This is a genomic window from Chloroflexota bacterium (assembly GCA_015478725.1).
Lineage (GTDB): Bacteria > Chloroflexota > Limnocylindria > Limnocylindrales > CSP1-4 > C-114.
The window spans coordinates 1-23,518 of the sequence record JADMIG010000020.1 but is presented as its reverse complement, the minus strand read 5'-3'; the positions used below and the strand labels follow the sequence as shown (position 1 = coordinate 23,518).

General features: G+C 72.0%; 24 protein-coding genes. 19 read left to right on the top strand and 5 right to left on the bottom strand.

Translation table 11 applies throughout. From position 1 onward, the window contains the following. Positions 1-2: 2 nt before the first annotated feature. The 3 genes from IVW53_11650 to IVW53_11640 are packed head-to-tail and all read left to right on the top strand — an operon-like array spanning position 3 to position 2,080. Positions 3-575, top strand: a complete 573-nt coding sequence (locus tag IVW53_11650; protein MBF6606224.1) for an isochorismatase family protein — start codon at positions 3-5, stop codon at positions 573-575. Next, positions 572-1,183 (top strand): SRPBCC family protein, encoded by a 612-nt coding sequence (locus IVW53_11645; protein ID MBF6606223.1) that lies wholly within the window; start codon positions 572-574, stop codon positions 1,181-1,183. Before IVW53_11650 ends, IVW53_11645 begins: the two co-directional genes overlap by 4 nt. A gap of 6 nt (positions 1,184-1,189) precedes the next feature. Beyond that, complete coding sequence (locus IVW53_11640) at positions 1,190-2,080, top strand: flap endonuclease (protein ID MBF6606222.1); 891 nt, start codon at positions 1,190-1,192, stop codon at positions 2,078-2,080. Positions 2,081-2,099: 19 nt separating this feature from the next. On the opposite strand, the gene IVW53_11635 is transcribed toward IVW53_11640, so the two are convergent. From IVW53_11635 to IVW53_11620, 4 genes are read right to left on the bottom strand one after another with little or no spacing between them, the layout of a single operon-like run. Continuing rightward, on the bottom strand, positions 2,100-2,933 hold the full coding sequence (locus tag IVW53_11635) for an inositol monophosphatase (protein MBF6606221.1): 834 nt from the start codon (positions 2,931-2,933) through the stop codon (positions 2,100-2,102). Next, a complete protein-coding gene (locus tag IVW53_11630) occupies positions 2,930-3,454 on the bottom strand; it encodes a hypothetical protein (protein ID MBF6606220.1) in 525 nt (174 codons plus the stop codon). Before IVW53_11630 ends, IVW53_11635 begins: the two co-directional genes overlap by 4 nt. Before the next feature lie 48 nt (positions 3,455-3,502). Next, a complete protein-coding gene (locus IVW53_11625) occupies positions 3,503-4,378 on the bottom strand; it encodes an LLM class flavin-dependent oxidoreductase (GenBank protein ID MBF6606219.1) in 876 nt (291 codons plus the stop codon). A gap of 2 nt (positions 4,379-4,380) precedes the next feature. Further along, positions 4,381-5,229, bottom strand: a complete 849-nt coding sequence (locus IVW53_11620; protein ID MBF6606218.1) for an S-methyl-5'-thioadenosine phosphorylase — start codon at positions 5,227-5,229, stop codon at positions 4,381-4,383. A gap of 118 nt (positions 5,230-5,347) precedes the next feature. Here IVW53_11620 and IVW53_11615 point away from each other — a divergent pair, with 118 nt between their 5' ends. Beyond that, complete coding sequence (locus IVW53_11615) at positions 5,348-6,010, top strand: DUF1684 domain-containing protein (protein ID MBF6606217.1); 663 nt, start codon at positions 5,348-5,350, stop codon at positions 6,008-6,010. Between the two features lie 118 nt (positions 6,011-6,128). After that, positions 6,129-7,319, top strand: coding sequence for an EAL domain-containing protein (locus IVW53_11610; protein ID MBF6606216.1), 1,191 nt, complete (start codon positions 6,129-6,131; stop codon positions 7,317-7,319). Here the strand turns inward: IVW53_11610 and IVW53_11605 are convergent. Continuing rightward, a complete protein-coding gene (locus IVW53_11605) occupies positions 7,303-8,436 on the bottom strand; it encodes a Rieske 2Fe-2S domain-containing protein (GenBank protein ID MBF6606215.1) in 1,134 nt (377 codons plus the stop codon). The genes IVW53_11610 and IVW53_11605 overlap by 17 nt on opposite strands. A 322-nt stretch (positions 8,437-8,758) precedes the next feature. Here IVW53_11605 and IVW53_11600 point away from each other — a divergent pair, with 322 nt between their 5' ends. The 14 genes from IVW53_11600 to IVW53_11535 all read left to right on the top strand — a co-directional run bounded on the left by IVW53_11600 (position 8,759) and on the right by IVW53_11535 (position 23,333). Next, entirely contained in the window at positions 8,759-9,748 is a 990-nt protein-coding gene (locus IVW53_11600; GenBank protein ID MBF6606214.1) for a TIGR03557 family F420-dependent LLM class oxidoreductase, read from the top strand. After that, positions 9,745-10,677 (top strand): TIGR03560 family F420-dependent LLM class oxidoreductase, encoded by a 933-nt coding sequence (locus IVW53_11595; GenBank protein MBF6606213.1) that lies wholly within the window; start codon positions 9,745-9,747, stop codon positions 10,675-10,677. The genes IVW53_11600 and IVW53_11595 overlap by 4 nt, the downstream gene beginning before the upstream one ends. A 3-nt stretch (positions 10,678-10,680) precedes the next feature. Then, on the top strand, positions 10,681-11,631 hold the full coding sequence (locus IVW53_11590) for a 2-phospho-L-lactate transferase (protein ID MBF6606212.1): 951 nt from the start codon (positions 10,681-10,683) through the stop codon (positions 11,629-11,631). A 13-nt stretch (positions 11,632-11,644) separates the two neighbouring features. Beyond that, positions 11,645-12,316, top strand: a complete 672-nt coding sequence (gene cofC, locus IVW53_11585) for a 2-phospho-L-lactate guanylyltransferase (GenBank protein MBF6606211.1) — start codon at positions 11,645-11,647, stop codon at positions 12,314-12,316. Then, positions 12,306-13,109 (top strand): coenzyme F420-0:L-glutamate ligase, encoded by an 804-nt coding sequence (gene cofE, locus IVW53_11580; protein MBF6606210.1) that lies wholly within the window; start codon positions 12,306-12,308, stop codon positions 13,107-13,109. The genes cofC and cofE overlap by 11 nt, the downstream gene beginning before the upstream one ends. Positions 13,110-13,255: 146 nt before the next feature. Further along, positions 13,256-14,152 (top strand): LLM class F420-dependent oxidoreductase, encoded by an 897-nt coding sequence (locus IVW53_11575; GenBank protein ID MBF6606209.1) that lies wholly within the window; start codon positions 13,256-13,258, stop codon positions 14,150-14,152. A gap of 236 nt (positions 14,153-14,388) precedes the next feature. Next, positions 14,389-15,363 (top strand): thioredoxin-disulfide reductase, encoded by a 975-nt coding sequence (gene trxB / locus IVW53_11570; protein ID MBF6606208.1) that lies wholly within the window; start codon positions 14,389-14,391, stop codon positions 15,361-15,363. 29 nt (positions 15,364-15,392) lie between these two features. Next, positions 15,393-17,432: an ABC transporter ATP-binding protein gene (locus tag IVW53_11565; GenBank protein ID MBF6606207.1), complete on the top strand. Its 2,040-nt coding sequence runs from the start codon at positions 15,393-15,395 to the stop codon at positions 17,430-17,432. A 71-nt stretch (positions 17,433-17,503) separates the two neighbouring features. After that, positions 17,504-17,983: an OsmC family protein gene (locus tag IVW53_11560; protein ID MBF6606206.1), complete on the top strand. Its 480-nt coding sequence runs from the start codon at positions 17,504-17,506 to the stop codon at positions 17,981-17,983. Positions 17,984-18,152: 169 nt separating this feature from the next. After that, positions 18,153-19,211 (top strand): N-acetyl-gamma-glutamyl-phosphate reductase, encoded by a 1,059-nt coding sequence (locus IVW53_11555; GenBank protein MBF6606205.1) that lies wholly within the window; start codon positions 18,153-18,155, stop codon positions 19,209-19,211. A 34-nt stretch (positions 19,212-19,245) separates the two neighbouring features. Beyond that, positions 19,246-20,667, top strand: coding sequence for a bifunctional ornithine acetyltransferase/N-acetylglutamate synthase (gene argJ, locus IVW53_11550; GenBank protein ID MBF6606204.1), 1,422 nt, complete (start codon positions 19,246-19,248; stop codon positions 20,665-20,667). Beyond that, entirely contained in the window at positions 20,664-21,452 is a 789-nt protein-coding gene (argB, locus tag IVW53_11545; GenBank protein MBF6606203.1) for an acetylglutamate kinase, read from the top strand. The genes argJ and argB overlap by 4 nt, the downstream gene beginning before the upstream one ends. 8 nt (positions 21,453-21,460) lie before the next feature. Beyond that, complete coding sequence (locus IVW53_11540) at positions 21,461-22,015, top strand: arginine repressor (protein ID MBF6606202.1); 555 nt, start codon at positions 21,461-21,463, stop codon at positions 22,013-22,015. After that, complete coding sequence (locus IVW53_11535; GenBank protein ID MBF6606201.1) at positions 21,951-23,333, top strand: argininosuccinate synthase; 1,383 nt, start codon at positions 21,951-21,953, stop codon at positions 23,331-23,333. The genes IVW53_11540 and IVW53_11535 overlap by 65 nt, the downstream gene beginning before the upstream one ends. The last annotated feature ends 185 nt before the right edge of the window (positions 23,334-23,518 follow it).

The following is a 23,518-nucleotide window of genomic DNA, read 5'->3' as shown; positions in this document are numbered from 1 at the left end:
TCGTGGACGTCCAGAACGATTTCGCCGACCCGGCGGGCGCCCTGACCGTGCCGGGAGCCCTGGACGTCCTGCCGGTCGTGAACGCCGCGATCGAGGCCGCCGATGCCGCGGGTGCGCTCGTCGCGTACACCGCGGACTGGCATCCGGAACGCACCCCGCATTTCGCGACGGACGGCGGCCCGTGGCCCGTGCACTGCGTCGCCGGCACCTGGGGAGCGGCATTCCACCCGCGGCTCACGGTGAGCGGCCCCGTCGTCCGGAAGGGCTCGAACGGGGAGGACGGATACTCCGGGTTCTTCATGCGCGAACCGTCCACCGGTGCGACGACCCGCACGGAGCTCGAGCGGCTCCTCCGCCAAGCGGGCATCAGCCGGGTGACCCTCTGCGGCCTCGCGACCGACTACTGCGTCGCGGCGACAGCCGGCGACGCGCTCGCCCTCGGGTTCGACACGTCCATCCTCGTCGCGGGGATCCGTGCGGTGGACCTGCGGCCGGGTGACGGGGAACGTGCGCTCGTCGAGCTCGCGGCAGCCGGCGTGCGGCTCGATCGGTCGTCTCCGGGTTGCGCCGCATGAAGCGCGCCGTCCGCCGGGCGATCGCCCTCGCCGCTCTCGGGTCCGCCGGCGGCGCACTCCTCGAACGGGCGGTCCGCCAGCGTGCGGATGCGCTCCGCGAAGCCGGACGGCTCGGCGTCATCCGTGGCTCGGTCCGCGTCGGCGCGCCGATCGAGCGGACGTGGGCGGAACTCGCCGACGTGCCGGGCCAGGTCCGCTGGATGGCCGAGCTCAAGGCCGTCCGGATCGAAACGCCCGGCCCGATCCGGGTCGGAACGCGGGCCGTGGGACTCGTCCGGATCTTCGGAGTCCCGGTCTGGGACCCGGTCGAGATCGTGGGTTGGGACCCGCCCCGCCGCTTCGCGATCCGACACACGGGGTTGTTCGCGGGTGGCGGGATCATCACGCTCGAGGCGATCGACGCCTCGACGACGCTCGTCCGCTGGGATGAAACGCTCCGCCCACCGGTCTTTCCGCACCTCGGCGAACTCATCGCCCGCCCGATCCTGAGCCGGATCTTCCAGGCCGATCTCGAGACGTTCGCCCGTCTCGTGGAGGGCGAATCCGGGTCGGCCGGCGATCCGGGCGAGCCGGATGGGGACCCGGGCGAGCCGCCCGAAACGGCCTGATCGGCGATGGACCTGCACCTCGTGGACGCGACCTACGAGCTCTTCCGCGCTCATTTCGCCCCGCGCCCGCCGGTACGCGGCCGGGACGGGGTCGCCCTCTCGGGGGTGAGCGGCCTCGTCGAGCAGCTCCTCCGCCTGCTCCGCGACGAGGGCGCGACCCATGTCGGCTGTGCCACCGACCGCGTGATCCACTCATTCCGCAACGAGCTCTATCCGGCGTACAAGACGGAGGCGGGCGTTCCGCGGGAGCTCCTCGCCCAGTTTCCGATCGCGGAACGCGCCATCGAGGCACTCGGGCTCGTCCTGTGGCCGATGGTCGAGCTCGAGGCCGACGATGCGCTCGCGACCGCGGTCATCCGTTGGATCGACGATCCGACGGTCGGACGGATCGTCATCTGCTCCGTCGACAAGGATCTGGCCCAGTGCGTCCGCGACGACCGAGTCGTGCTCTGGGATCGGCGCCGGGGCATCACCTACGATCGGGCCGGGGTCGAGGCGAAATGGGGCGTCTCGCCCTCCGCGATCCCGGACTACCTCGCCCTCGTCGGCGATGCCGCGGACGGCTATCCCGGGCTGCCGGGGTGGGGCGCGCGATCGGCCTCCGCGGTGCTCGCGCGATACGGCTCGCTCGATGCCATCCCCCAACGGGCGAGCGAATGGGACCTACCGGGTGGGGTGCGGGGGGCCGTCTCGCTCGCGGCCGTCCTCGTGGAACGCGCGAGCGAGGCGCGCCTGTATCGGCAGCTCGCCCGCCTCCGGCTCGACGCGCCGATCGCACAGCGCGATCCCGAAGAGCTCCGCTGGCGTGGTGCGGACCGGCCGGCCTGGACGGCATTCTGCGACGAGATCGGGCTGGCGCGACTCCGCGAGCGTCCGCATCGCTGGCGTGACGGGTGATCGAGCCCGTTACTGGCCGTCAGGTCCCGACGGCGCGCGGAAGGCTCAGGGCAAGCAGGGCCGGATGATGGCCCGGCGGGGCCGCGAGGATTCCGTTGGCTGACGCGCCCCTCCCCACCTCCAGCCACGGGCCGCCGGACGCGTCCGTGACCGTCGCTCCGGCGCGCTCGGCGATGAGGCCGGCGGCGGCGATATCCCAGGCGGACAGCCCGCCGGACTGGATGACCGCATCGAACCGACCGTTCGCGACATAGGCGATCTCGAGGGCCGCTGCACCCATGTTCCGGCTCACCCGGACGGCGGCGCGGACCGCCTGCACCCGGGTCGCCGCCGCCCGGCCCGAGATCGCCAGCGCGACGACGAGATCGTCGAGCCGGTCCTTGGCGGAGACCGCGATGGATCGACCCTGCGGGTCCGCGCGATCGTGAAGCAGGGCCGGGCTCTCGACGGAGGCGGCGAACGTCTCGCCGCGGGTCGGATCGTGGACGATGCCCACCGTCGCGCGACCGTCCACCACGAGCGCGATGGAGACGCAGAAGAACGGGATCCCGTTCGCATAGTTCACGGTCCCGTCGAGCGGGTCGACGATCCACAGCCGGCCACGTCCCGCGGCCGGCGCTCTCCCGGACGCCGGCGGATGGGACCCGGATTCCTCGGCGAGGATCCCGTCACCCGGACCGTGCTCCCGGATGGCGTCGATGATGAGGCCCTCGGAGAGGTGGTCGGCTTCCGTCACGACATCCTTCGCCCGCTTCCGGTCGACCCGTTCGAGCCGTCCGTAGCGATCCATGAGCACGACACCGGCTCGTTCGGCGACCCGCCGGGCGAACTCCAGGTCGCCGACGGGACTCACGGCTGGCTGCAGTCGACCGTGAGCGTCGTCACCGGTTTCACGCCGAGGAGGCTCGTCTGGCGGGTGAACGTCGCGCTCTCCCCGGCGGGGATCTCCGGACTGAGGAAGATCGCCGAGACGTCGTTCGAGAGGAGGGCCACGTCGTGGACCCGGCAGGTCGAGGCGCCGCCCTTGGTCCCGCGATTCGTCACGGCCAGGGTGATCGTGAGGCCAGCCGGCGTCCCCGCCGCGTCGGCCGTCACGGCGACTCCGGCGATCCGCGCATCGAACGGACCGATGCCCGAGAGGGCGAACCGTCCGACGAGCGCGATGACGAGGAACGCGATCCCGAGGGCGACGAACGCCGTGCCGTGGACCTGGGAGGCGGCCGGATCCGCGAGACCGAGGGGATTGCAGGAATCGCACATCGCGATGCCGATGGCGACCGGCCGGCCGCACCGCACGCACGGATGGGTCGGCTCCGGGGCGGGCGCCGGTGCAGGCACGGGAGCGGCGATCGTCGGCGGGTCGGGCATCGTCATCGGCACCGACGATGGTGCCACGGATGGCGGTCCCGGGCAGTCGCAGGATCAGCGCTGGACGGCCGCCTCGACGAGCGCGTCGACGTCCTCCGTCGTCCGGGCGGCGAGGATGACCTCGTCGGCACCCGCCGCTCGCCACCGCTCCGCCTCCGCGGCCCGATCCAGGGTCCACGGAGAACCGGCGAGGCGCGAATCGCGGGCCAGCGGGAACGCGACGATGACCCGCTGGGCGGCCCGCTCCCGGTCCTGCTCGGCGAGTGTCGCCAGGTAGGCCGGCAGGTCGCGCTCGAAGACGGCGGCCGACGTCGTCCAGCCGTCGCCGATCCGGGCCGCGAGCCGAGCCCCGGCCGTTGTCTCTCCACCGACGACGATCGGCGGCGGCGGCACCGGACGGGGGTACGCGTGCGCGCCGCGGAGCCGGTAGAAGCGACCGTCGAGATCGACCGGGCCCCCGGTCCACAGCGCGCGGATCACCGCCACCGCCTCCGTGAGACGGGCGACGCGCTCGGGCACGGGCGGGAACTCGATCCCGTAGGCGGCGTGCTCGGCGGGGTGTCCGCCGATCCCCATCCCGAGGACGAGCCGGCCACCGCTTGCCTGCTGGAAGGTCGCCGCCATCCGGGCGAGGACCGCCGGATGACGGTTCATCACGTTCGCGACGAACGTGCCGAGCCCGATCCGTGTGGTCGCAGCGGCGGTGAACGACAGGGTCGTCCACGCCTCGAGGACCGGATCGGCGAGCACGCCGCGACTGACGAAATGGTCCCACTGCCAGATCGTCGCGTAGCCGGCGCCCTCGAGGCGGAGGGCCTGGGCGCGGAACCAGGCGACGTCGACACCGATCGAGCGGAGGTTCACGCCGATCGGCAGGGTGGGCGAGGCCGTCCGCGCCGGGAAACTCGCCGCAGCCGGGTGCAGCGCCACGATCAGAGCCCCGTCTCGAACAGGCGGATGTCTTCGACGGACGCGGCGTGTCCGTCGCCGCGGGTATGGCGCAGCGCCTCCGCGGCCCCCAGTGTGGCGAGGTCCTCGGGAAAGCGCCCGATCATGTCGAGGACCACGGCTCGGATACGCTCGGCGTTACGCTCGAAGACCTCGAGGACGCTCATCGCGTCGACGACTTCGGTGCCTTCGATGACGCCGGCGTCGAAATCCGTGATGAGGCTGATGTTGACGACGGCCATGCCGAGCTCTCGACAGAGATAGGCCTCCGGGAACTGGGTCATGTTGATCACCTCCCAGCCGGCCTCGGAGAACCAGCGCGATTCGGCCTTCGTCGAGAATCGCGGGCCTTCGATGACCACGACCGTGCCGTGGTCGTGGACCGTGATGCCGTGGTCACGGATGGCCTCGATCGCGATCCGTCGCAACTCCGGGTCGTAGATCTCGGCCGAGCTCACGTGGCTGACGATCGGCCCGTCGAAGAACGTCTGGGCGCGACCTGACGTTCGGTCGACGAACTGGTCACAGACGACGAAGTCACCGGGCTTGACATGCGCCTGCAGGGAACCTGCCGCGCACGGACTGATGACCGCCCCGACGCCGAGCGATCGCATCGCCCAGACGTTCGCGCGGTACGGGACCCGATGCGGCGGAAGCGTGTGGCGACGACCGTGGCGGGGCAGGAAGGCGACCCGCCGCCCGGCAACCTCGGCGAGGAACAGGCTGTCCGAGGGCGGGCCGTACGGCGTGTCCACCTTGATCTCGCGGACGTCGTCGAGGAGCGAGTAGAAGCCGGACCCGCCGAACACGCCGATATCCGCCAGATCCGCCATCGTCGACCCGCCTTCGCCTTCACCGCTGCCGTGGCGGCGGCCGTTGCCGCTGCCGCTCGTCCGGCCGGGCGGCGATGCTACCGCGTCTGTCCCGCCGCCGTCCGGGTACGATGCGCCGATGACCGACCTCGACGCCACCACGCCGGGGGTCGAACTCGCCCTCGCGGACTGGCGTCGTCGCGTGGCCACGTTGTACTCGGACGTCCGGTTCCTCTACCGCGACGATCCGGTCGCTGCGTGGCACCGCTGGCGCGAGGAGCGGGCCTCGCTCTACCGCGAGCACCCATCGTCGCCCGTGCCGGCAGCCGAACGAGGCACGTTCCAGCCGCTCCACTGGGGCTACGACCAGCGGTTCGCCTTCGAGGCCGCGCTCATCCCGGAGCCGCAGCCCGATCCCGAGGCCGCGCCGGGCCCGTCGCTGGCGCTTCCGAACAGCGGCCCGGAGGCGCTGTCGATCCGCCGCATCGGGTCGATCGAGCTGCCGCTCCCCGGCGGGCCGGCGCGACTCGCCGCCTTCTGGATGGCGGGCTACGTCGGCGGCCTCTTCGTTCCGTTCCGCGACGCCACGAACGGGACCGAGACCTATGGCGCGGGCCGCTATCTCATCGACGCCGCGAAGTCGGCCGATCTCGGCGGCGACCCTGAGCGAGGGACGATCGTCTGCGACTTCAACTTCAGCTACCAGCCCTCGTGCGCGTTCGATCCGAAATGGGCCTGCCCGCTCGCTCCGCCGGAGAATCGGCTCGCGGCTCCGATCAGGGCCGGCGAGCGCATCGCGTAGGCTCGGCGGGCGCGCCGCGAGTGGTACGAAGGTCCTCCCGCGGGAGGACGAGTGCCGGGTCGCCCGAAGGTCCGCCGCGGTCCACCATCGACCGGTCACCGCTCATCGCAGGGGAAGCATGCGGTTCTTCACGTCCCAGCGCCATTCCGACGAGTCGCTCCTCTGGTCGCGCGACATCCGCTTCGTCAACCGGCTCGCCTCGACCCTGCCCGGGGGTCGCCTTCTCGAGCTCGAGTCCGGCGTGTGTCTCATCGCCCCGACGACCGAATTGACGGAGTCCCGCGCGGCCGAGATCGCTGGTGCGAGCCACTCGCCGGAGTACGGTCTCGTCCATGTCGACAGTTCGATCCCCGAGGCTGATCGGTATCTCGTCGCGCACGCCACCGCGGTGCAGCAGTCGGGGATCGCCGAGCGAGTGGGCATGGGACGATCGGTCGCCGTCGCCCAGACCAAGCTCCTCGCCCTGTTCTTCCGACTGAACCATCGCGTCGCGTTCCAGCCGATCGTCGCGATCGCGACCGGCGAGGTCCACGAGTACGAATGTCTGTTCCGGCCCGAGATGCCGACCCTCCCGACATCGATCAGCGGGATGGTCGAGGCGGCGATCAGCACCGGCCGGGCCGTCGAGCTCAACTCGTTCATCGTCTCCCGGATCCTCGATCGGATCGCTGGGCTCGAGGCCAACTCCGCAGCGGCGGGGCGGCCGAGTCGCCGGTACTCGGTGAACTTCACCCCATCGAGCCTGCTCAGCCCCGCCTTCTCGCCGCGGGCGTTCGCCGATCTCGTGCGACGGCACGACCTCGACCCGCGCCAGTTGACGCTCGAGTGCACCGAACAGCAGGCCGTCCCGGACGTGGAGCCCCTGACCCGCCACGTCAAGGCGCTCCGTCGCCTCGGCTTCGGCTTCGCGGTCGACGATGCCGGGGCCGGCTATGCGAGCTTCACGCTCGTCGCGGCGCTCCGTCCGACGATCATCAAGATCGACCGTGAGATCGTGCACGGCATCGGGGACAAGCGCGGTGATGCGAAACAGGCGCTCGTGGAGGCGTTCGTCTCGTTCGGCCGGCGGATCGGCGCCCGCCTCGTCGCCGAGGGGATCGAGACCCGACGTGAGCTCGCGATGCTCCGCACCCTCGGCGTCGAGTTCGGCCAGGGCTACCTCCTCGGACGCCCCCTGGAGGAGCCGAGCGCGCCTCGGCAGCTCCGCCCGATCGGCGTGCGGGAGGCTCGTCCGGCGGTCTCGCGGATGCGACCCTCGGCTCTGGCGGCCGCGACGTCCATCCGACGGGCCGTCACCCCTCGAGGCTGATGGTCCCGGTCGACGCGTTCACCGTGATCGGGATGGGCGCAAGCGGCTGATTCGTCGGCCCGGCGATGACCGCCGCGCCGTGGGTCGGATCGAAGGTCGCTCCGTGGCAGGGACAGATGAGGAAGCCCGATCCCGGATCGAACTGGACCGTGCAGCCGGCGTGGGTGCAGACCGCGTCGAACGCCACCACCGTGCCGTCAGGCAGCTTGACGAGGACGCCGGGGTCGCCGTTCTGGGGGTCCTGGAAGGCGATGGACCCCTGGCTCGTGAGATCCGCGACCGTACCGAGGACGGTGGCCGCTGTCGCACCCGTCGACCCGCCGGATACGGCCGGGGCAGTGCTCGGACCGACGCTCGGGGCAGCGCTGCCCTGGCCCGTCCCACTCCCGGGCGCGGGCGAGCCGCCGAGCGCCGTCCCGCGGTCGCGCTGACCGAGCATCTCCGCGCCGACGGTCCCGCCGAAGGCGCCGAGGGCGATCGCGCCGGCGCCGAGCAGCCCTCCCTGGAGGATCCGGCGGCGGTCCTCCGACGCACCGTCGTCCGGCCCGGCCCAAACCCCCCGCCGCGCGAGCCAGTCGTCCAGGGCGAAGCGTCCGCCGTGGCCGGCGAAGGCGAGCGTCAGCAGCCCGAACGCGTACGGCAGATCCGGCCCGTAGTAGTACGGCCGGGTGGGCCACGACGCGGTGAGCCAGAAGAGGATCGACAGAGCGGCACCCGCCGCAGCCGACAGCCGGAAGAGGAACCCCGTGAGGACCCCGAGTCCGATCGCGATCTCGGCGACGGCGATGACGATCCCGACGAAGATCGGGAACGGCTGGGCGAACACCTCGACGAGGATCGCGATCGGCGAGACCTTGACGAACTCGGCGAGTTGCGCGCCGATCGACCCCGCCCCGCTCGTCTGGAGGAACGCTGGATCGATGAGCTTGTCGAGGCCGGCGTAGACGAACGTGCCGCCGAGGAAGATGCGGAGCGGGAGCAGCGCGAGCGTGAGCGACGCGAGCCGCTCGGTCGCCGCCGCCTCCGTGACCCTGGGCTCGCCGCGCCGCGCCTCCGCCCGACGCCCCGCATCCTGACGCTCGCCCCGCGCCGCCGCGAAGTCGCGGTCCATCGGCATCGGTCGCGGTCGTGGACGGTCGCGGCGGGACATGGGCACCTCGGCGGGATCCGCCGCGCGGATCATGTGGCTGACACAAACAGGCGGCCGACCCCTGCCGGAACGGAACGCCTCCGCGATTGTGGCGGGGCCCGGTTGCGCCGCGGCCGATGACGCGGCCAAGGATTCGCAATCTCTTCGCGATCGCTTCATGACCCCGATGGCCGGAGGATCGAGCGCCGCTGCCGGCGTCCGGACGAGGCCTCGCGTACCATCGTCTCCTGCCCGTGGCCGCCGGACTCCGGCCACGCCGGGTCCACATCGAGCTCGCGGAGGACGTCGGATGAGCGAGGCGACGATCGGCTACGCCGCGATGCTCGAGCAGTTCGGGCCGCGCGAGGTGACGGACTACAGCGTCCTTGCCGAGCAGCACGGGTTCCGTGGGGTCATGGCCGCCGATCACTTCCAGCCGTGGGTCCCGCAGCAGGGCAATGCCGCCTTCGTGTGGAACGTCATGACCGCGATCGCCGAGCGGACCTCCGGTGACGTCGGGCCGGGCGTCACGTGCCCCAGCTTCCGGATGCACCCGGCGATCGTCGCCCAGGCGTCGGCGACGCTCGCCGCGATGTATCCCGGGCGCCATTGGCTCGGCCTCGGTTCAGGGGAGGCGCTCAACGAGCACGTCATCGGCGGCTACTGGCCGGAGACGCCCGAACGGATCGCCCGGATGTTCGAGGCGATCGAGATCATCCGCAAGCTCTTCTCCGGCAAGGACGTCAAGCACGACGGCAGGTTCTTCAAGCTCGAGACCACCCGCCTGTGGACGATGCCGGCCGAGCCGCCGCCGATCCTCATCGCGACCGCCGGACCGATCACGGCCAGGAAGACGGGCATGTTCGCCGATGGCCTCATCACCGTCGGCGCCCCCGAGTCGAAGATCGAGATGATCTTCGAGAAGTGCCGCGAGGGCTGCCGCGAAGCGGGCAGGGACCCGGCGGACTTCCGGTTCATCCTCCAGCTCCATCTCTCGTGGGCCGAGACGGACGAGGAGGCGATGCGGAACGCGATGGTCGAATGGCCGAATGGCGGGATGAAGTTCCCCAAGCAGGACATCCGCAGCCCGTCCGACTTCGAGCAGATGGCCAGGCTCGTTCGAGCGGAGGATTTCGAGGGTCGCATGCTCATCAGCGCGGATCCCGAGGCTCACCGGGCGTACATCCAGCGATTCCTCGACCTGGGTTTCGACCGGATCTATCTCCACAACGTCGGCCGCGATCAGGCGCGCTGGATCGAGGTGTTCGGACGCGACGTGTTGCCGAAGCTCCACCGGTGAGCGTCCGCTTCGGCGCCCAGCTCTGGTCGCAGCGATCCGACTGGGCTGGCTTCCGTGACGCGGCGATCGCCGCCGAGGCCGCCGGCTGGGACGGCGTCTGGACGTGGGACCATCTGCTGGCGATCCAGGGGCCGTGGGAGCAGCCGATCTTCGAAGGCTGGCTCGCCCTGGCGGGCGTCGCCGCGGTCACCTCGCGCGTCACCGTCGGCCTCATGGTCGGGGCGAACACGTTCCGCCGACCCGGCCATACCGCCAAGCTCGCGACGACCCTCGACGCGATCAGCGGCGGTCGGGCGGTCCTCGGCATCGGCGGGGCCTGGTTCGAGCGGGAGCACGATGCCTTCGGAATCGACTTCGGGATGAGCGCCGGCGAGCGACTCGACCGGTTCGACGAGGCAGTGGAGATCCTCCGTCGCCTCCTCGACGGGGAACGGGTCACCCACGACGGTCGCTTCTACACCTTGCACGATGCCGTCTGCGAGCCGCGCCCCATCCAGGCCCGACTGCCGATCCTCATCGGGGGCTCGGGACGCCGGAAGACCCTTCGGACGGTCGCCCTCCGCGGCGACGCCTGGAACGCCGCGGGCACGCTGGACGCCGTGCGCGACGCCGATGCGGCGCTCCGGGCCCACTGCGGCGAGGTGGGACGCGACCAGGCGGCGATCGAACGCACGGTGAGCTTCCCGATCGTCATCCGCTCGACTCGCGAGGCGGCGCTCACGCGCCTTGCCGAGCTGCGGACCCACAACGGGATGACCGTCGATTTCGACATCCCCGTGCTCGCCGGCCCACCGGACGCGATCGCCGCCGACCTCGCCCCATACATCGAACTCGGATTCCGTCACGTCATCGCCCGATTGCCGGCGCCATTCGATCGCGAGACGCTCGAGCGGATCGGAGAGGTTCGAACCGCCATCGAGGCCGGCTGAGCGGTGCGCGTCGTCGAGCTGGCCGGTGGCGTCGGCGGGGCGAAACTCGCCTTCGGCCTCCAGGCGATCCTCGACGCCGACCTCACGGTCGTCGTCAACACCGGAGACGACACGGATCGTCACGGCCTCCGTGTCTGCCCCGATCTCGACACCGTGACCTACACCCTTGCCGGCCTCGACGACCGGACACGCGGCTGGGGACTCCGCGACGAGACGTGGACCGTCGCCGGGCAGCTCGCCCGGCTCGGCGAGGAGACGTGGTTCCAGCTCGGCGATCGCGACCTCGCGACGCACATCGTCCGCACCGCCCGCCTCCGCGCCGGCGCCCGCCTGACGGACGTGGCCGTCGCCGTCGCCCGCTCCCTCGGGGTCAGGGCCACGGTCCTGCCGATGTCCGACGACGACGTCCGGACGGAGGTCCGCACGGACGACGGCTGGCTCGAGTTCCAGGAGTACTTCGTCCACCGCCGGCAGGAACCCGTGGTCCACGAGGTCCGCTTCGTCGGCGTGGACCGGGCCGAGGCACCGGCCCGCGTCCGTGGCGAGCTCGGGTTCGCGGAGGGCATCGTCATCGCCCCGTCCAATCCGGTCGTCTCGATCGCACCGATCCTCGCGGTCCGTGGGATGCGCGACCTGCTCGCCGGCGCCCGGCGCGGCGGCGTCCCGATCGTCGCGCTGAGCCCGATCGTCGGCGGCAGCGCGCTCAAGGGTCCGGCGGACCGGATGCTCGCGAGCCTGGGTCACGAATCGAGCGCCCTCGGCGTGGCCCGACTGTATGCCGACGTCGCCTCGGGATTCGTCCTCGACACGGAGGACGCCGACCTCGCTCCGGCGATCGAACGGGTCGGCCTCCGGACGTTCGTCGCGCCCACGGTCATGACGGACGACCCGAGCCGGATCGCCCTCGGGCGAACCGTGCTCGAGGCGATCCATGCGCTGCGGGCGGACGGGTAGGGACGGGGTGCCCGTGAGCCTGCCGGCCTCTCTCGATCGTGGTCGGATCGGCCCGCCCGAGCGGATCGTCGCGATCGTCCCGGTCCGCTCCCTGGAGGGGGCGAAGTCGCGACTCGGTGGCGTCCTCGACCCGGAGGAGCGGCGCGACCTCGTCGTCCGACTGCTCGAACGGACGATCCGGGCAGCGACGGCGGCCAGGCGGATCGCCGCGACGATCACCGTCAGCGCGGATCCCGTGGCCCGCGACCTCGCCGGCGCCGCCGGGGCCCATGCCATCGACGAGTCGGGGATCGGCCTCGTCGACGCGCTCGACACCGCACGGCGCGCGGCCGTCGACCTCGGCGCGAGTGCCGTCCTCGTCCTGCCGATCGATCTCACGGCGGTCTCGGCGCGCGCCCTCGACGAGGCGATCGAGGCGGCGACCGCCGACTCGCCACCCGACGTCCGGCTCGTCGCCCTCGTGCCCGACCGGCACGGTCGAGGCACCAACCTCCTGTTCGTCCGTCCGCCGGACGCCATCGACTTCGCGTTCGGCGGCGACAGCCGCTCGGCTCACGCGACCCGGGCCCGTGCGGCCGGTGCGCGATATGTCGAGCTCGGCGGACCGCTCATCGTCGACCTCGACACGCCGGACGATCTGCTCCTGGCGGCACCGGCCATCCTCGAACGGCCCCATGCCCACTGAGGCCGGGGGCGGTCGTGTCGAGATCGTCGCGGTGCCCGGCGTGCCGGAGGTCGTCAGCGGAGACGATCTGCCGGCGATCGTCGCCCAGGCCCTCGCCGCGGCGCTCTCGCCCGGCGGGTCGCTCGCGTCCGGCGGGCCACTCCGCCCGGACGACGTGGTGGTCGTCACCTCCAAGATCGTCTCGAAGGCCGAGGGCGCCCTCGTCGATCTCGCGACGATCGAACCACGTCCGGAGGCGATCGCGTTCGCCGAGCGATGGGACCGCGACGCACGACAGATCGAGGTCGTCCTCCGCGAGGCTCGGCGGGTCGTGCGGATGGCGAACGGGGTCCTCATCACGGAGACTCGGCACGGGTTCATCTGCGCGAACGGCGGCGTCGACGCGTCGAACGTGGGGCGGCGGTCGGGCGAGGTCGTGCTCCTCCTGCCGACCGATCCCGACGCCTCCGCGACCCGGCTCCGCGACGCGATCCGCCGGGAGCTCGGGATGGACGTCGCGGTCATCGTCTCGGACAGCTTCGGGCGGCCCTGGCGATGGGGCATCACGGATGTCGCGATCGGCGTGAGCGGGATCGCGCCGCTCGAGGACCTCCGGGGGACGCCGGACGCGGACGGCCGCCTCATGCGCTCGACGATCCGGGCGGTCGCCGACGAGATCGCCTCCGCGGCGGAGCTCGCCCTCGGCAAGGCGAGCGGCCGTCCGCTCGCGGTCGTCCGGGGGGCACGGCCGACCCGATCCGAGGCGACGATCGGCGATGCCCTCATGCCGGAGGCATTCGACCTCTTCCACTGACAGGAGCCGGGAGTCCCGAAGCCGGGACGGCCTCTGGCGCACACTGTTCGACGCGAAGCGGCTTACCCTGCAACCATCTGGACGCGAGCGGCGACCCGGCTGGGCGCGAGCGGCGACCCGGCGACGCACGCGAAGGGCAGGAACCCGTGAAGCTCGGTCTCCAGATCCCGTCGTTCACCTGGCCAGGCGGTCCGGCAGCCATCGGCCCGACCCTCGGCCGGATCGCCCGTGCCGCGGACGACGCCGGATTCGATTCCATCTGGGTGATGGACCACTTCTTCCAGATCCGAGGCGTCGGCCCCGTCACCGACCCGATGCTCGAAGGCTGGACCGCGCTTGGTTTCCTGGCCGCGAACACGACTCGGGCCCGCCTCGGGCTCCTCGTCGGCGGTGTCCATTACCGGCTGCCGGGCCTCTGGATCAAGGCCGCCACGACACTCGACGTCCTGTCCGGCGGTCGGGCCTGGTTCGGCATCGGCGCGGCCTGGAACGAGGACGAATCGCGAAGCCTCGGCTTCCCCTTCCCGCCGCTTGGCCAGCGGTTCGAGATGCTCGAGGAGACCCTCCGGATCGCTCACGAGATGTGGCAGGCCGAACGGGGCACGGAGGCGCCCTTCGAGGGCCGCCAGTTCCATGCCACGCGGCTCCTTAACAGCCCACCGCCGCTCTCGCGACCGCACCCGCCGATCATGATCGGCGGCGGCGGCGAGCAGCGGACACTCCGCCTCGTCGCGCGCTACGCCGACGCCTGCAACGTGTTCGGGTCGCCGGAGACGCTCCATCACAAGTTCGAGGTCCTGCGCGGTCATTGCGAGGCCGTCGGTCGACCGTTCGACGAGATCGAACGGTCGACCCTCCAGCCGGTCGCGATCGACGCCCGAGGTGCCGACGGGGCGCTCACGCCGGCTGCCATCGTCGATCGGGCCGGCGCGCTCGCCGATGTCGGGGTCCAGCACCTCATCCTCAGCGTCCGCGGGGTCGACGACATCTCGCGCCTCGAGCTCATCGGGCGCGACGTCATCCCGGCCCTCAGGACGCTCTGAGCAGGGACTGAAGACCGGCGCCGTATACTCCCCAGGGGTATCGCGGTCGTGCTAGGATTGAGGCGATGAACGAGCAGATGACGAACGCCGGGACGGCGAGCCGATCCCCGTCTCTCACGATCGACTTCGGCCATGAGGCGGCAACGTCCGTTTCGCCGGCGCCCATCGCTGCGGCGCCTCCGGCGGTGACCCCCCTCGCGATCCTCGGCGAGGCCGTCGCGGCGCCCGGCGGACCGATGTCGTCGCGCGGCGACGGGTCGCCGATCCATTCGAACGTCGTCATCATCGGTTCCGGGCCCGCCGGCCTCACCGCCGCGATCTACGCGGCCCGGGCGGACCTCACCCCGATCGTCCTCGCCGGGTCGGGCGCCGGTGGCCAGCTCATGCTGACGAGCGACGTCGAGAACTACCCGGGCTTCCCGGACGGGATCCAGGGCCCGGACCTCATGGCCGCCATGCGCGCCCAGGCGGAGCGATTCGGTGCCCGGATCGTCGACGTCGACGCGGACCGGGTCGATTTCGGCAGCCGTCCGTTCGGCATCTGGGCCCGCGGCATCGAATATCGCGCCGAGGCCGTGATCGTGGCGACCGGCGCGTCGGCGATGTGGCTGGGCCTCGAGAGCGAGGAACGGCTCCGCGGTCGCGGCGTGAGCGCCTGCGCGACCTGCGACGGATTCTTCTTCCGCGACAAGGAGATCGCCGTCGTCGGCGGCGGCGATACGGCCCTCGAGGAGGCGACGTACCTCACCCGGTTCGCGTCGAAGGTCCATCTCCTCCACCGCCGCGACCAGTTCCGGGGCAGCCGGATCATGGTGGACCGGACCATCGCGAACCCGAAGATCGAGATCCACTACAACACCGCCGTCGACGAGGTCCTCGGCGACGCCCACGTCGAGGGCCTCCGCCTCCGCGACACCTCGAGCGGCGACGCCCGGGTCATGCCGACGGACGGCCTGTTCGTCGCGATCGGCCATCGGCCGAACACGGAGATCTTCGGCGACCGGCTCGAGATCGACGCCAAGGGCTACCTGGTGGTCCGCGACCAGACCGGGTCGCGCGTCGAGGGCGTCTTCATCGCCGGTGACGTCCACGATCACCGCTACCGGCAGGCGGTGACGGCGGCCGGGGACGGTTGCCGCGCCGCGATCGATGCAGAGCGATGGCTCGAGGCGAGCGGGATCACCGCGACGAGCGCCGCGTCCGCCTCGTGATCGGCGGCGCACCCGGGCGGGCCTGAAGGATGGGATTCGGCGGGCGAGGCGGAGGCGGACGGGCCGCCCTCGGCGGCTCGCTCGGTCGGGGCAGCGGACGGATCAGCGGCCGTGGTTATCCCGAGAGCTATCGGGTCCCGCCGGAGCGCCGGGGTCGGACCATCCGCCGCATCGCGGCGTTCTTCAGGCCGTATCGGCCGCAGGTCGCGATCGTCCTCACGGCCATCATCGTCACGAGCCTCCTCGGCCTCATCAATCCGTACCTCCTCAAACTCCTCATCGACGACGTGATCGTCGGCCGGCACTATGGGCGGCTCGACCTCTACGTCGGCCTCATGATCGCGGTGCCGATCGTCTCTGGTCTCATCGGCGTAGGCCTCACCTACGTCAACAACCTCATCGGCCAGAACGTGATGCAGGATCTCCGGGGAGCCCTCTACGGCCACCTCCAGAAGATGCCGCTCCGCTTCTTCACGGAGACGCGCACCGGCGAGATCCAGAGCCACCTCGCGAACGATGTCGGCGGCGTGCAGGCGATCGTCACGGACACGGCGAGCTCGGTGACGGCGAACGTCGCGACCGTGCTGTCGACCGTCGTCGCGATGCTGCTCCTGGACTGGCGGCTGACAGCGCTGTCGCTCGGCCTCCTGCCGTTCTTCATGTATCTCACGTACCGGGTCGGGAAGGTCCGCCGCGAGGTGAGCAGCGAGACCCAGAAGTCGCTCGCGGACATCTCCGCTCTCACCGAGGAGACGCTGAGCGTCAGCGGGATGCTCCTCTCCAAGACCTTCGGCCAGGGCGCCCAGGACATCGCCCGGTTCCGGACCCTCAACGGGCGCCTCGCACTCCTCCAGATCCGCCAGGCGATGGTCGGCCGCTGGTTCTTCATGATCATCAGCACGATCTTCAGCATCACCCCCGCCGCGGTCTACTGGCTCGCCGCCACGCTCGCCGCGCAGGGCGACCCGTCGGCGCCGACGGCCGGCGTCATCGTCGCCTTCACGACGCTCCAGAGCCGCCTCTTCTTCCCGCTCGGACAGCTCCTCAATGTCCAGGTGGAGATCCAGGGCGCGCTCGCCCTGTTCGACCGCATCTTCGAGTACCTCGAGATGGATCCCGAGATCGTCGATGCGCCGGACGCGGTGGCCCTCGACCGGACCACGGTCCGCGGTCGCCTCCGCTTCCGGGACGTCGGATTCCACTACCCGGCCGCGGCGCCGATCGTCGCGGCGATGGCGGACGAGCAGGCCGCTCCCCTGGCGCTCGCCGCCGCGGGCGACGTGACCACGATCCCCGCGGTGCTCGCGGCGCCAGTCGACGACGTCCCGGCCCCCCTGCCGTTCTCACTCGACGGCATCGACTTCGTCGCCGAGCCCGGTCAGCTCGTCGCGCTCGTCGGTCCGTCCGGCTCGGGCAAGACGACGACGACCTACCTGATCCCGCGCCTCTACGATGTCACGGGCGGGGCGGTCGAGATCGACGACCTCGACGTTCGCGGGATCACCCTCGTCTCGCTCGGTGAGGTGATCGGCTTCGTCACCCAGGAGACCTACCTGTTCCACGCGAGCATCCGGGAGAACCTCCTCTACGCCCGACCCGAGGCGACCGTTGCCGAGCTCGAGGCGGCGACCAGGGCCGCCGCGATGCACGATCGGATCGCGGAGCTGCCGGACGGCTACGACACGATCGTGGGCGAACGGGGCTACAAGCTCTCAGGCGGCGAGAAGCAGCGGATCGCGATCGCCCGCGTCCTCCTCAAGGATCCGCGGATCCTCATCCTCGACGAAGCGACGTCCGCCCTCGACACGGTGAGCGAGCGACTCATCCAGACCGCCCTCGAGCGACTCGAGGAGACCCGCACGACGATCGCCATCGCCCACCGACTCTCGACGATCCTGCGAGCCGATCTCATCCTCGTCTACGATCGGGGGCGGATCGTGGAGCGCGGGACCCACGCCGAGCTTGTCGCCCGCGACGGTCTCTATGCCCGCCTCTACCGGGAGCAGTTCCTCACCACGATCGAGCCCGCGAACGGGACACCGCTCGAGGCAGTCCGGCCGGTCGCCTGATCGTCGCGCCGCGCGGACTACCATCCGCCATACGGATCGAGTCTTCCCCACCCTCGAGGAGCGCACGGATCGTGAAGGTCAAGACCGTCGACGTCCGCCACGCCGGTGGCGACCGCTTCGTCGCCAGCACCGGATCCGGCCACGAGATCGGTTTCGACTCGGCGGCCGGTGACACGGCCCTCCGGCCGACCGAGGCGGTGATCGCGGCGCTCGCGGCATGCGCTGGCATCGACGTCCACTCGATCGCCCTCAAGCAGCGTCAGGAGCTCGTCGCGTACGTGATCCACGTGCGGGCCGAGCAGCGCGACGGCCATCCCGACTACTTCACCCGGATCGACGTCGTGCACGAGATGACCGGACCCGGCCTCGAGACCGCGGCAATCCGTCGCTGCATCGAGCTCTCCGCGACGAGGTACTGCCCGGTCAACGCGATGCTGTCCGCGGGCCCGACCGAGATCCATCATCGCTACCGGATCCTCCGCCCGGACGAATCGCCAGAGGAGGGCGAGGTGCTCGTGAGCGGCCCGTTCCAACGCCCGGTCGTTGCATGACTATGCATATGCCCTGTATCATCATGCATGTCATGGCAGCGGTCCACGGATCGGAGACGTGCCCAGCGCGGTCGCCCGTGAGCGACCACGTGCGCCGGTGAGCGCGCGCGCCGAGGCGGAGATCGTCGCTGCGTCGATCGCGGACCGCCGCCACGACCGGGCCGCCCGGATCCGGGTCGCCATCATCGGCGCGACCGGGTATGCCGGCGGCGAGCTGGTCCGCCTGCTCGCCCGACATCCGTTCGTCGACATCGTCGGGCTCGTCGGCCGCGATCGCGACCATGCTCCGCTCAACGGTGTCCACCCCCACCTCGGCTCGACGAGCCTCACGGTGGACGCCGCGACCCCCGACGCCGATGCATACTTCCTCGCCCTCCCCCACGGGGCGGCGGGTGCGCTCGTCCCGGGGCTCGCGGCGGGAGGCCGGCTCGTCGTCGACCTCGGACCGGACTTCCGGCTCCGCGACGCCGCGGACTACCCGCGCTGGTATGGCTTCGAGCACCCGGCGCCCGAGCTCCTGCCGGTCGCCGTGTACGGCCTGCCCGAGCTTCACCGATCCGCGCTTACGGCGCTCGTCGACGCCCCGATCCGGATCGTCGGGGTGCCCGGCTGCTACCCGACGGCGACGCTCCTCGCCCTCGCGCCGCTCGCCCGGGCCGGGCTCGTCGGCGACCTCGTCGTCGACGCGAAGAGCGGCGTCTCGGGCGCCGGCCGCGAGGTGAAGGCGGATCTCATGTTCGGCGAGGTGAACGAAAGCGTCCGCGCCTACGGCCTCGGGGGCCATCGCCACGTCGCCGAGATGGAGCAGGAGCTCGCCGCCTGTGGCCGGGAGGCCGGACTGCCGGGCGACGCCAACCCCGGCGGTCGATCCGTCGACTTCGTCCCCCACCTCATCCCGATGGACCGCGGCATCCTCTCGACCTGCCACGTCCGACCGACCCGTCCGGTCGACCAGGCGGAGCTCGATCGCCTCTACGATGCCGCCTACCGGGACGAGCCCTTCGTCCACGTCGTCGCGTCCGGCCTCGGTCCCGCGACGAAGCACGTGCGGGGCAGCAATGACGCCCGGGTGCGCGTCCTCCACGACACGCGGACGAACCGGATTCTCGCCCTCGGCGTCATCGACAACCTCGTCAAGGGGGCCGCCGGCCAGGCGATCCAGGCGTTCAACCTCGCGGCCGGGCTGCCCGAGACGGCCGGCCTCGACCAGCTGCCGATCGCGCCGTGACCGGATCGTGGACGGCCATCGGACCCGTCTCCCGATGACGACCGAAGCCCGCCCGGCGGAGGATCTTCCGACGCCCGGGACGGTCCTGCCGCCGGTCGAGCGCCGAGCCGCGCTGCCGGCGGGTTTCGTCGCCGGCGGGGCGGCGATCGGGATCAAGACGTCCGGTCGGCCGGATCTCGCGATCATCGCCGTCGCCCCGGATCGACGCGGCCGAACCCCGGCGGCGGCGGCGGCCGTGTTCACGCCGAACGCCTTCGCGGCTGCCCCGGTGACGGTCAGCCGGGCTCACCTCGCCGCGACAGCCCCGGGCGGCGGCGGCGCGTGCGGCTGGGTCGACGGCATCGTCTCCACCTCCGGCAGTGCCAACGCGGCGACCGGGCCGGCCGGTGCGGCGGATCAGGCCACGGTCGCCGAGGCCACCGCCGCCGCGCTCGGGGTGGCGGTCGAGCGGGTCCTCACGATGTCGACCGGGGTCATCGGCGTCCGGCTGCCGCTCGATCGCGTGCTGCCGGGGATCGCCGGCCTCGCCGGGGGTGGCGGCGCCATCCCGGGGACGGGGCTCGTGGCGACCGATGGCGGGCTCGAGGCCGCGGCGATCGCCCTGCGGACGACCGATTCGCGCACCAAGGTCGCGACGACGACGGTGGAGATCCGGGGCCCGGACGGCAGCCCGACCCCGGTGCGGGTATCCGGCATCGCGAAGGGTGTGGGGATGATCCATCCGCGGATGGCGACGATGCTCGCAGTCCTCCTGACCGACGCGGCGATCGAGCCCGCCACCCTCGCCGGGCTGCTCCGACCCGCGGTCGCGCGGACGTGGGACCAGCTCACCGTCGACGGCGACACGAGCACGAACGACACCGTCATCGTCCTCGCGAGCGGGACAGCGAGTGCCCACCCGATCGAGGCCGGGACCCCCGGCGCGGTCGCGCTCGGCGGCGCGATCGAGGCGGTCGCCCGCGACCTCGCCCGCCAGCAGGCGGCCGACGGCGAAGGGGCGACGACCCTCCTCACCTGTCTCGTCACCGGCGCCGTCGACGATGCGGATGCCCGGGCGGTCGCCCGGGCGGTCGTTGCGAGCTCGCTCGTCAAGGCCGCCGTCCACGGTCGCGACCCGAACTGGGGCCGCATCGCGGGCGCCGCCGGGAACGCCCGCCTCGCCGATGCGGCGGTGCTCGTCGCCGCGGGCCTGCCGCTGGCCGCGGCCGAGGCGCGGGCGGGTCGCCCCGCCCGCCTCGAGCCGGATCGCCTCCGCATCGCGATCGCCGGGACGCTCGTCTTCGACGGCCGGACGGGCGGTCCGGTCACCGCGGACAAGGCGGCGATCCGGGCGGCGATGGACGCCCCGGAGTGCCTCGTCCGCCTCGACCTCGGCCTCGGCGACGGCCTCGGCGAGGCCTTCGGCTGCGACCTGACGGAGGCGTACGTGCGCGAGAACGCGGAGTACACGACGTGAGCGAGATCCTCGTCGTCAAGCTCGGCGGGACGACGATCGCCGATCAGGCGCAGGTCCTCGCCGAGGTGGCGACCATCGCGCGCCGCCGACCGGTGGTGCTCGTCCACGGCGGCGGTCGCCGGATCACCGAGTGGCTCGAGCGCCTCGGCGTCCCGAGCCGGTTCGAGGGCGGCCTGCGGGTCACGGACGCCCAGGCGCTCGAAGTCGCCGCGGCGGTCCTCCGCGGCGTCGTCAACAGCGAGCTCGTGTCCGGCCTGCGAGACCTCGGGGTGGACGCCGTCGGCCTGTCCGGAGTGGACGGCGGGCTCCTCATCGCCGAGCGGGTCGCAGGGATGGGACTCGTCGCCCACGTCGTCGGCCTCCGGCGCGACCTCCTCGATGCGATCCTCGTCGCGGACCAGGTCCCGGTCGTCGCCCCGCTCGCGCGCGACGAACAGGGGGTCGTTTGCAACGTCAACGCCGACGATGTCGCGGCCGGTATCGCCGCCGGTCTCGGCGCCCGCCAGCTCGTCCTCCTCACGGACGTCGATGGTGTCCGGGACGCGGACGGCCGTCGCCTCGAGACGCTGACCGTCGCCGAGGCGGAGGAGCTCATCGCGTCGGGCGTCATCGGCGGAGGCATGGTCCCCAAGATCCGGGCCGCCCTCGGAGCGCTCGGCTGGTCGGAGGCGGAGGCCGTCATCGCCGATTCGTCGGCCCCGGCCGCCCTCGAGCGCGCCCTGGCGGACCCGACCTTCGGCACCCGGATCACCGCCGCCCGGCCGGCGCGGGCCGGCGTCGCCTGAGCCGTGTCGTGACCGCGACCCGCAGCGTCGACGCCCGCGACCGCGCCACGGGACCGTCGAAGATCGCCCGCCAACGGGCGATCCGGGAGCTCGTGGGCCGCGAGCCGATCGGCAGCCAGCGCGAGCTAGCAGCCGCGCTCCAGGGGCAGGGCATGGCGGTCACCCAGGCGACCGTGAGCCGCGACGTCGCCGAACTGGGTCTCGTCAAGGTGCCCCGCGCGGACGGTCACATCTACGTCGCGGCGTCCGACATCGCCCGGTCGCCGGCGGCCGGGACGGACGCCCAGCTCCGCCGTCTCCTCGCCGACATCCCCGTGACGGTCGGGCGCAGCGGACTGATCCTCGTCCTCACCGGGACGCCGGGCACGGCCGGCTCGATCGCCCAGGCGATCGACCAGTCGAGCCTCACGGACCAGGAGGGCACGCTCGCCGGCGACAACACCCTCCTCGTCCTGTTCGCCGACGAGGCCCGCCTCGAGCGCTGGCTCGAGCGGTTCGATGCGCTCCGCGGACCGTCGGGCACCGCGCCGAGGCCCACCCCAGTGCTCAGCGGAAGGTCGTGACATGAAGAAGGTCGTTCTCGCGTACTCGGGAGGGCTCGATACCTCCGTCGCCGTCGCCTGGCTTCGCGAGCAGTACGACGCCGAGGTGGTCACCCTGACCGTCGACGTCGGTGGCGGCTCGCTCCGCGAGGGCGTCGAGAAGCGGGCGATCAGCGCAGGCGCGTCGCGCGCCTACGTCGTCGACGCCCGCGACCGGTTCGTGCGCGACTTCGTCTGGCCGCACCTCCAGGCGAACGCGCTCTATCAGGGCGCCTATCCGCTGGCGACGGCGCTCGCCCGGCCGCTCATCGCCCAGCTCCTCGTGGAGGTCGCCCGCCGCGAGGGCGCCGACGCAGTGGCCCACGGCTGTACCGGCAAGGGCAACGACCAGGTCCGCTTCGACGTCGCGGTCCACGCCCTCGACCCGGGACTCGAGGTCATCGCCCCGATGCGGATCGGGATGGGCCTCACCCGCGATCAGGAGATCGACTACGCCGCCGAGCGCGGGATCGAGATCCCGATCACGAAGGCCTCGCCGTACTCGATCGACGTCAATCTCTGGGGTCGTTCCTGCGAGACCGGCGTCCTGGAGGATCCGTGGGTCACTCCGCCGGCGGACGCCTACGAGTGGACCGTCGCGCCATCGAACGCGCCCGCCCCGATCGAGCTCGTCGTGGAGTTCGAGGGCGGCGTGCCGGTCGCCATCGACGGCGAACGGCTCGCAGCGGTCGACCTCGTCGATCGACTCCACCTGCTCGGCGGTGCCCACGGCGTCGGCCGGATCGACCACGTCGAGGACCGCCTCGTCGGGATCAAGAGCCGCGAGATCTACGAGGCGCCTGCGGCCACGGTGCTCCATGAGGCGCATCGAGCGCTCGAGGGGATGACCCTGACCAAGGACACCCTCCGCTTCAACCGTCTGGTCGCGAACGAGCTCGCCCAGCTGACCTACGACGGACTGTGGTTCTCGGCGCTCCACCGCGACCTGCGCGGCTACGTGGCGTCCTCGCAGCGGGTGGTCAGTGGCGAGGTCCGGATCAGGCTGGACCACGGCTCGGCGATGGTGACGGGCCGGCGCTCACCGCTCTCGCTCTACGACAAGGATCTCGCGACCTATGACAAGGGCGACGCGTTCGACCACGCGGCGGCCGTCGGGTTCATCGGGATCTTCGGACTGCCGTTGCGCGTCGAGGCCGCCCGCCATGGCGCGGTCGGAGCACGCTACGGCGCGGCGTGGACCTGGACCGACCCGCTCCTCGCCGACCTGCCCACCACCGTGACGGATCCCTCCACGGCCGCCGCGGCGGCCGACCCGTCAGAGGCGCTCCCCGCGAGCTGATCTCCCGGGCGCCTCCGCCTCCCGTCAGCCGGCGGCCAGGCGCAGCGACCCGCTTCGTCGCAGGCTCGGCGTCGCGCGTCGTCGCAAGCTGGCGTCCCGCGTCGTCGCAGGCTGGCGTCCCGCGTCGTCGCAGGCGCAGCGACCCGCTTCGTCGCAGGCTCGGCGTCGCGCGTCGTCGCAAGCTG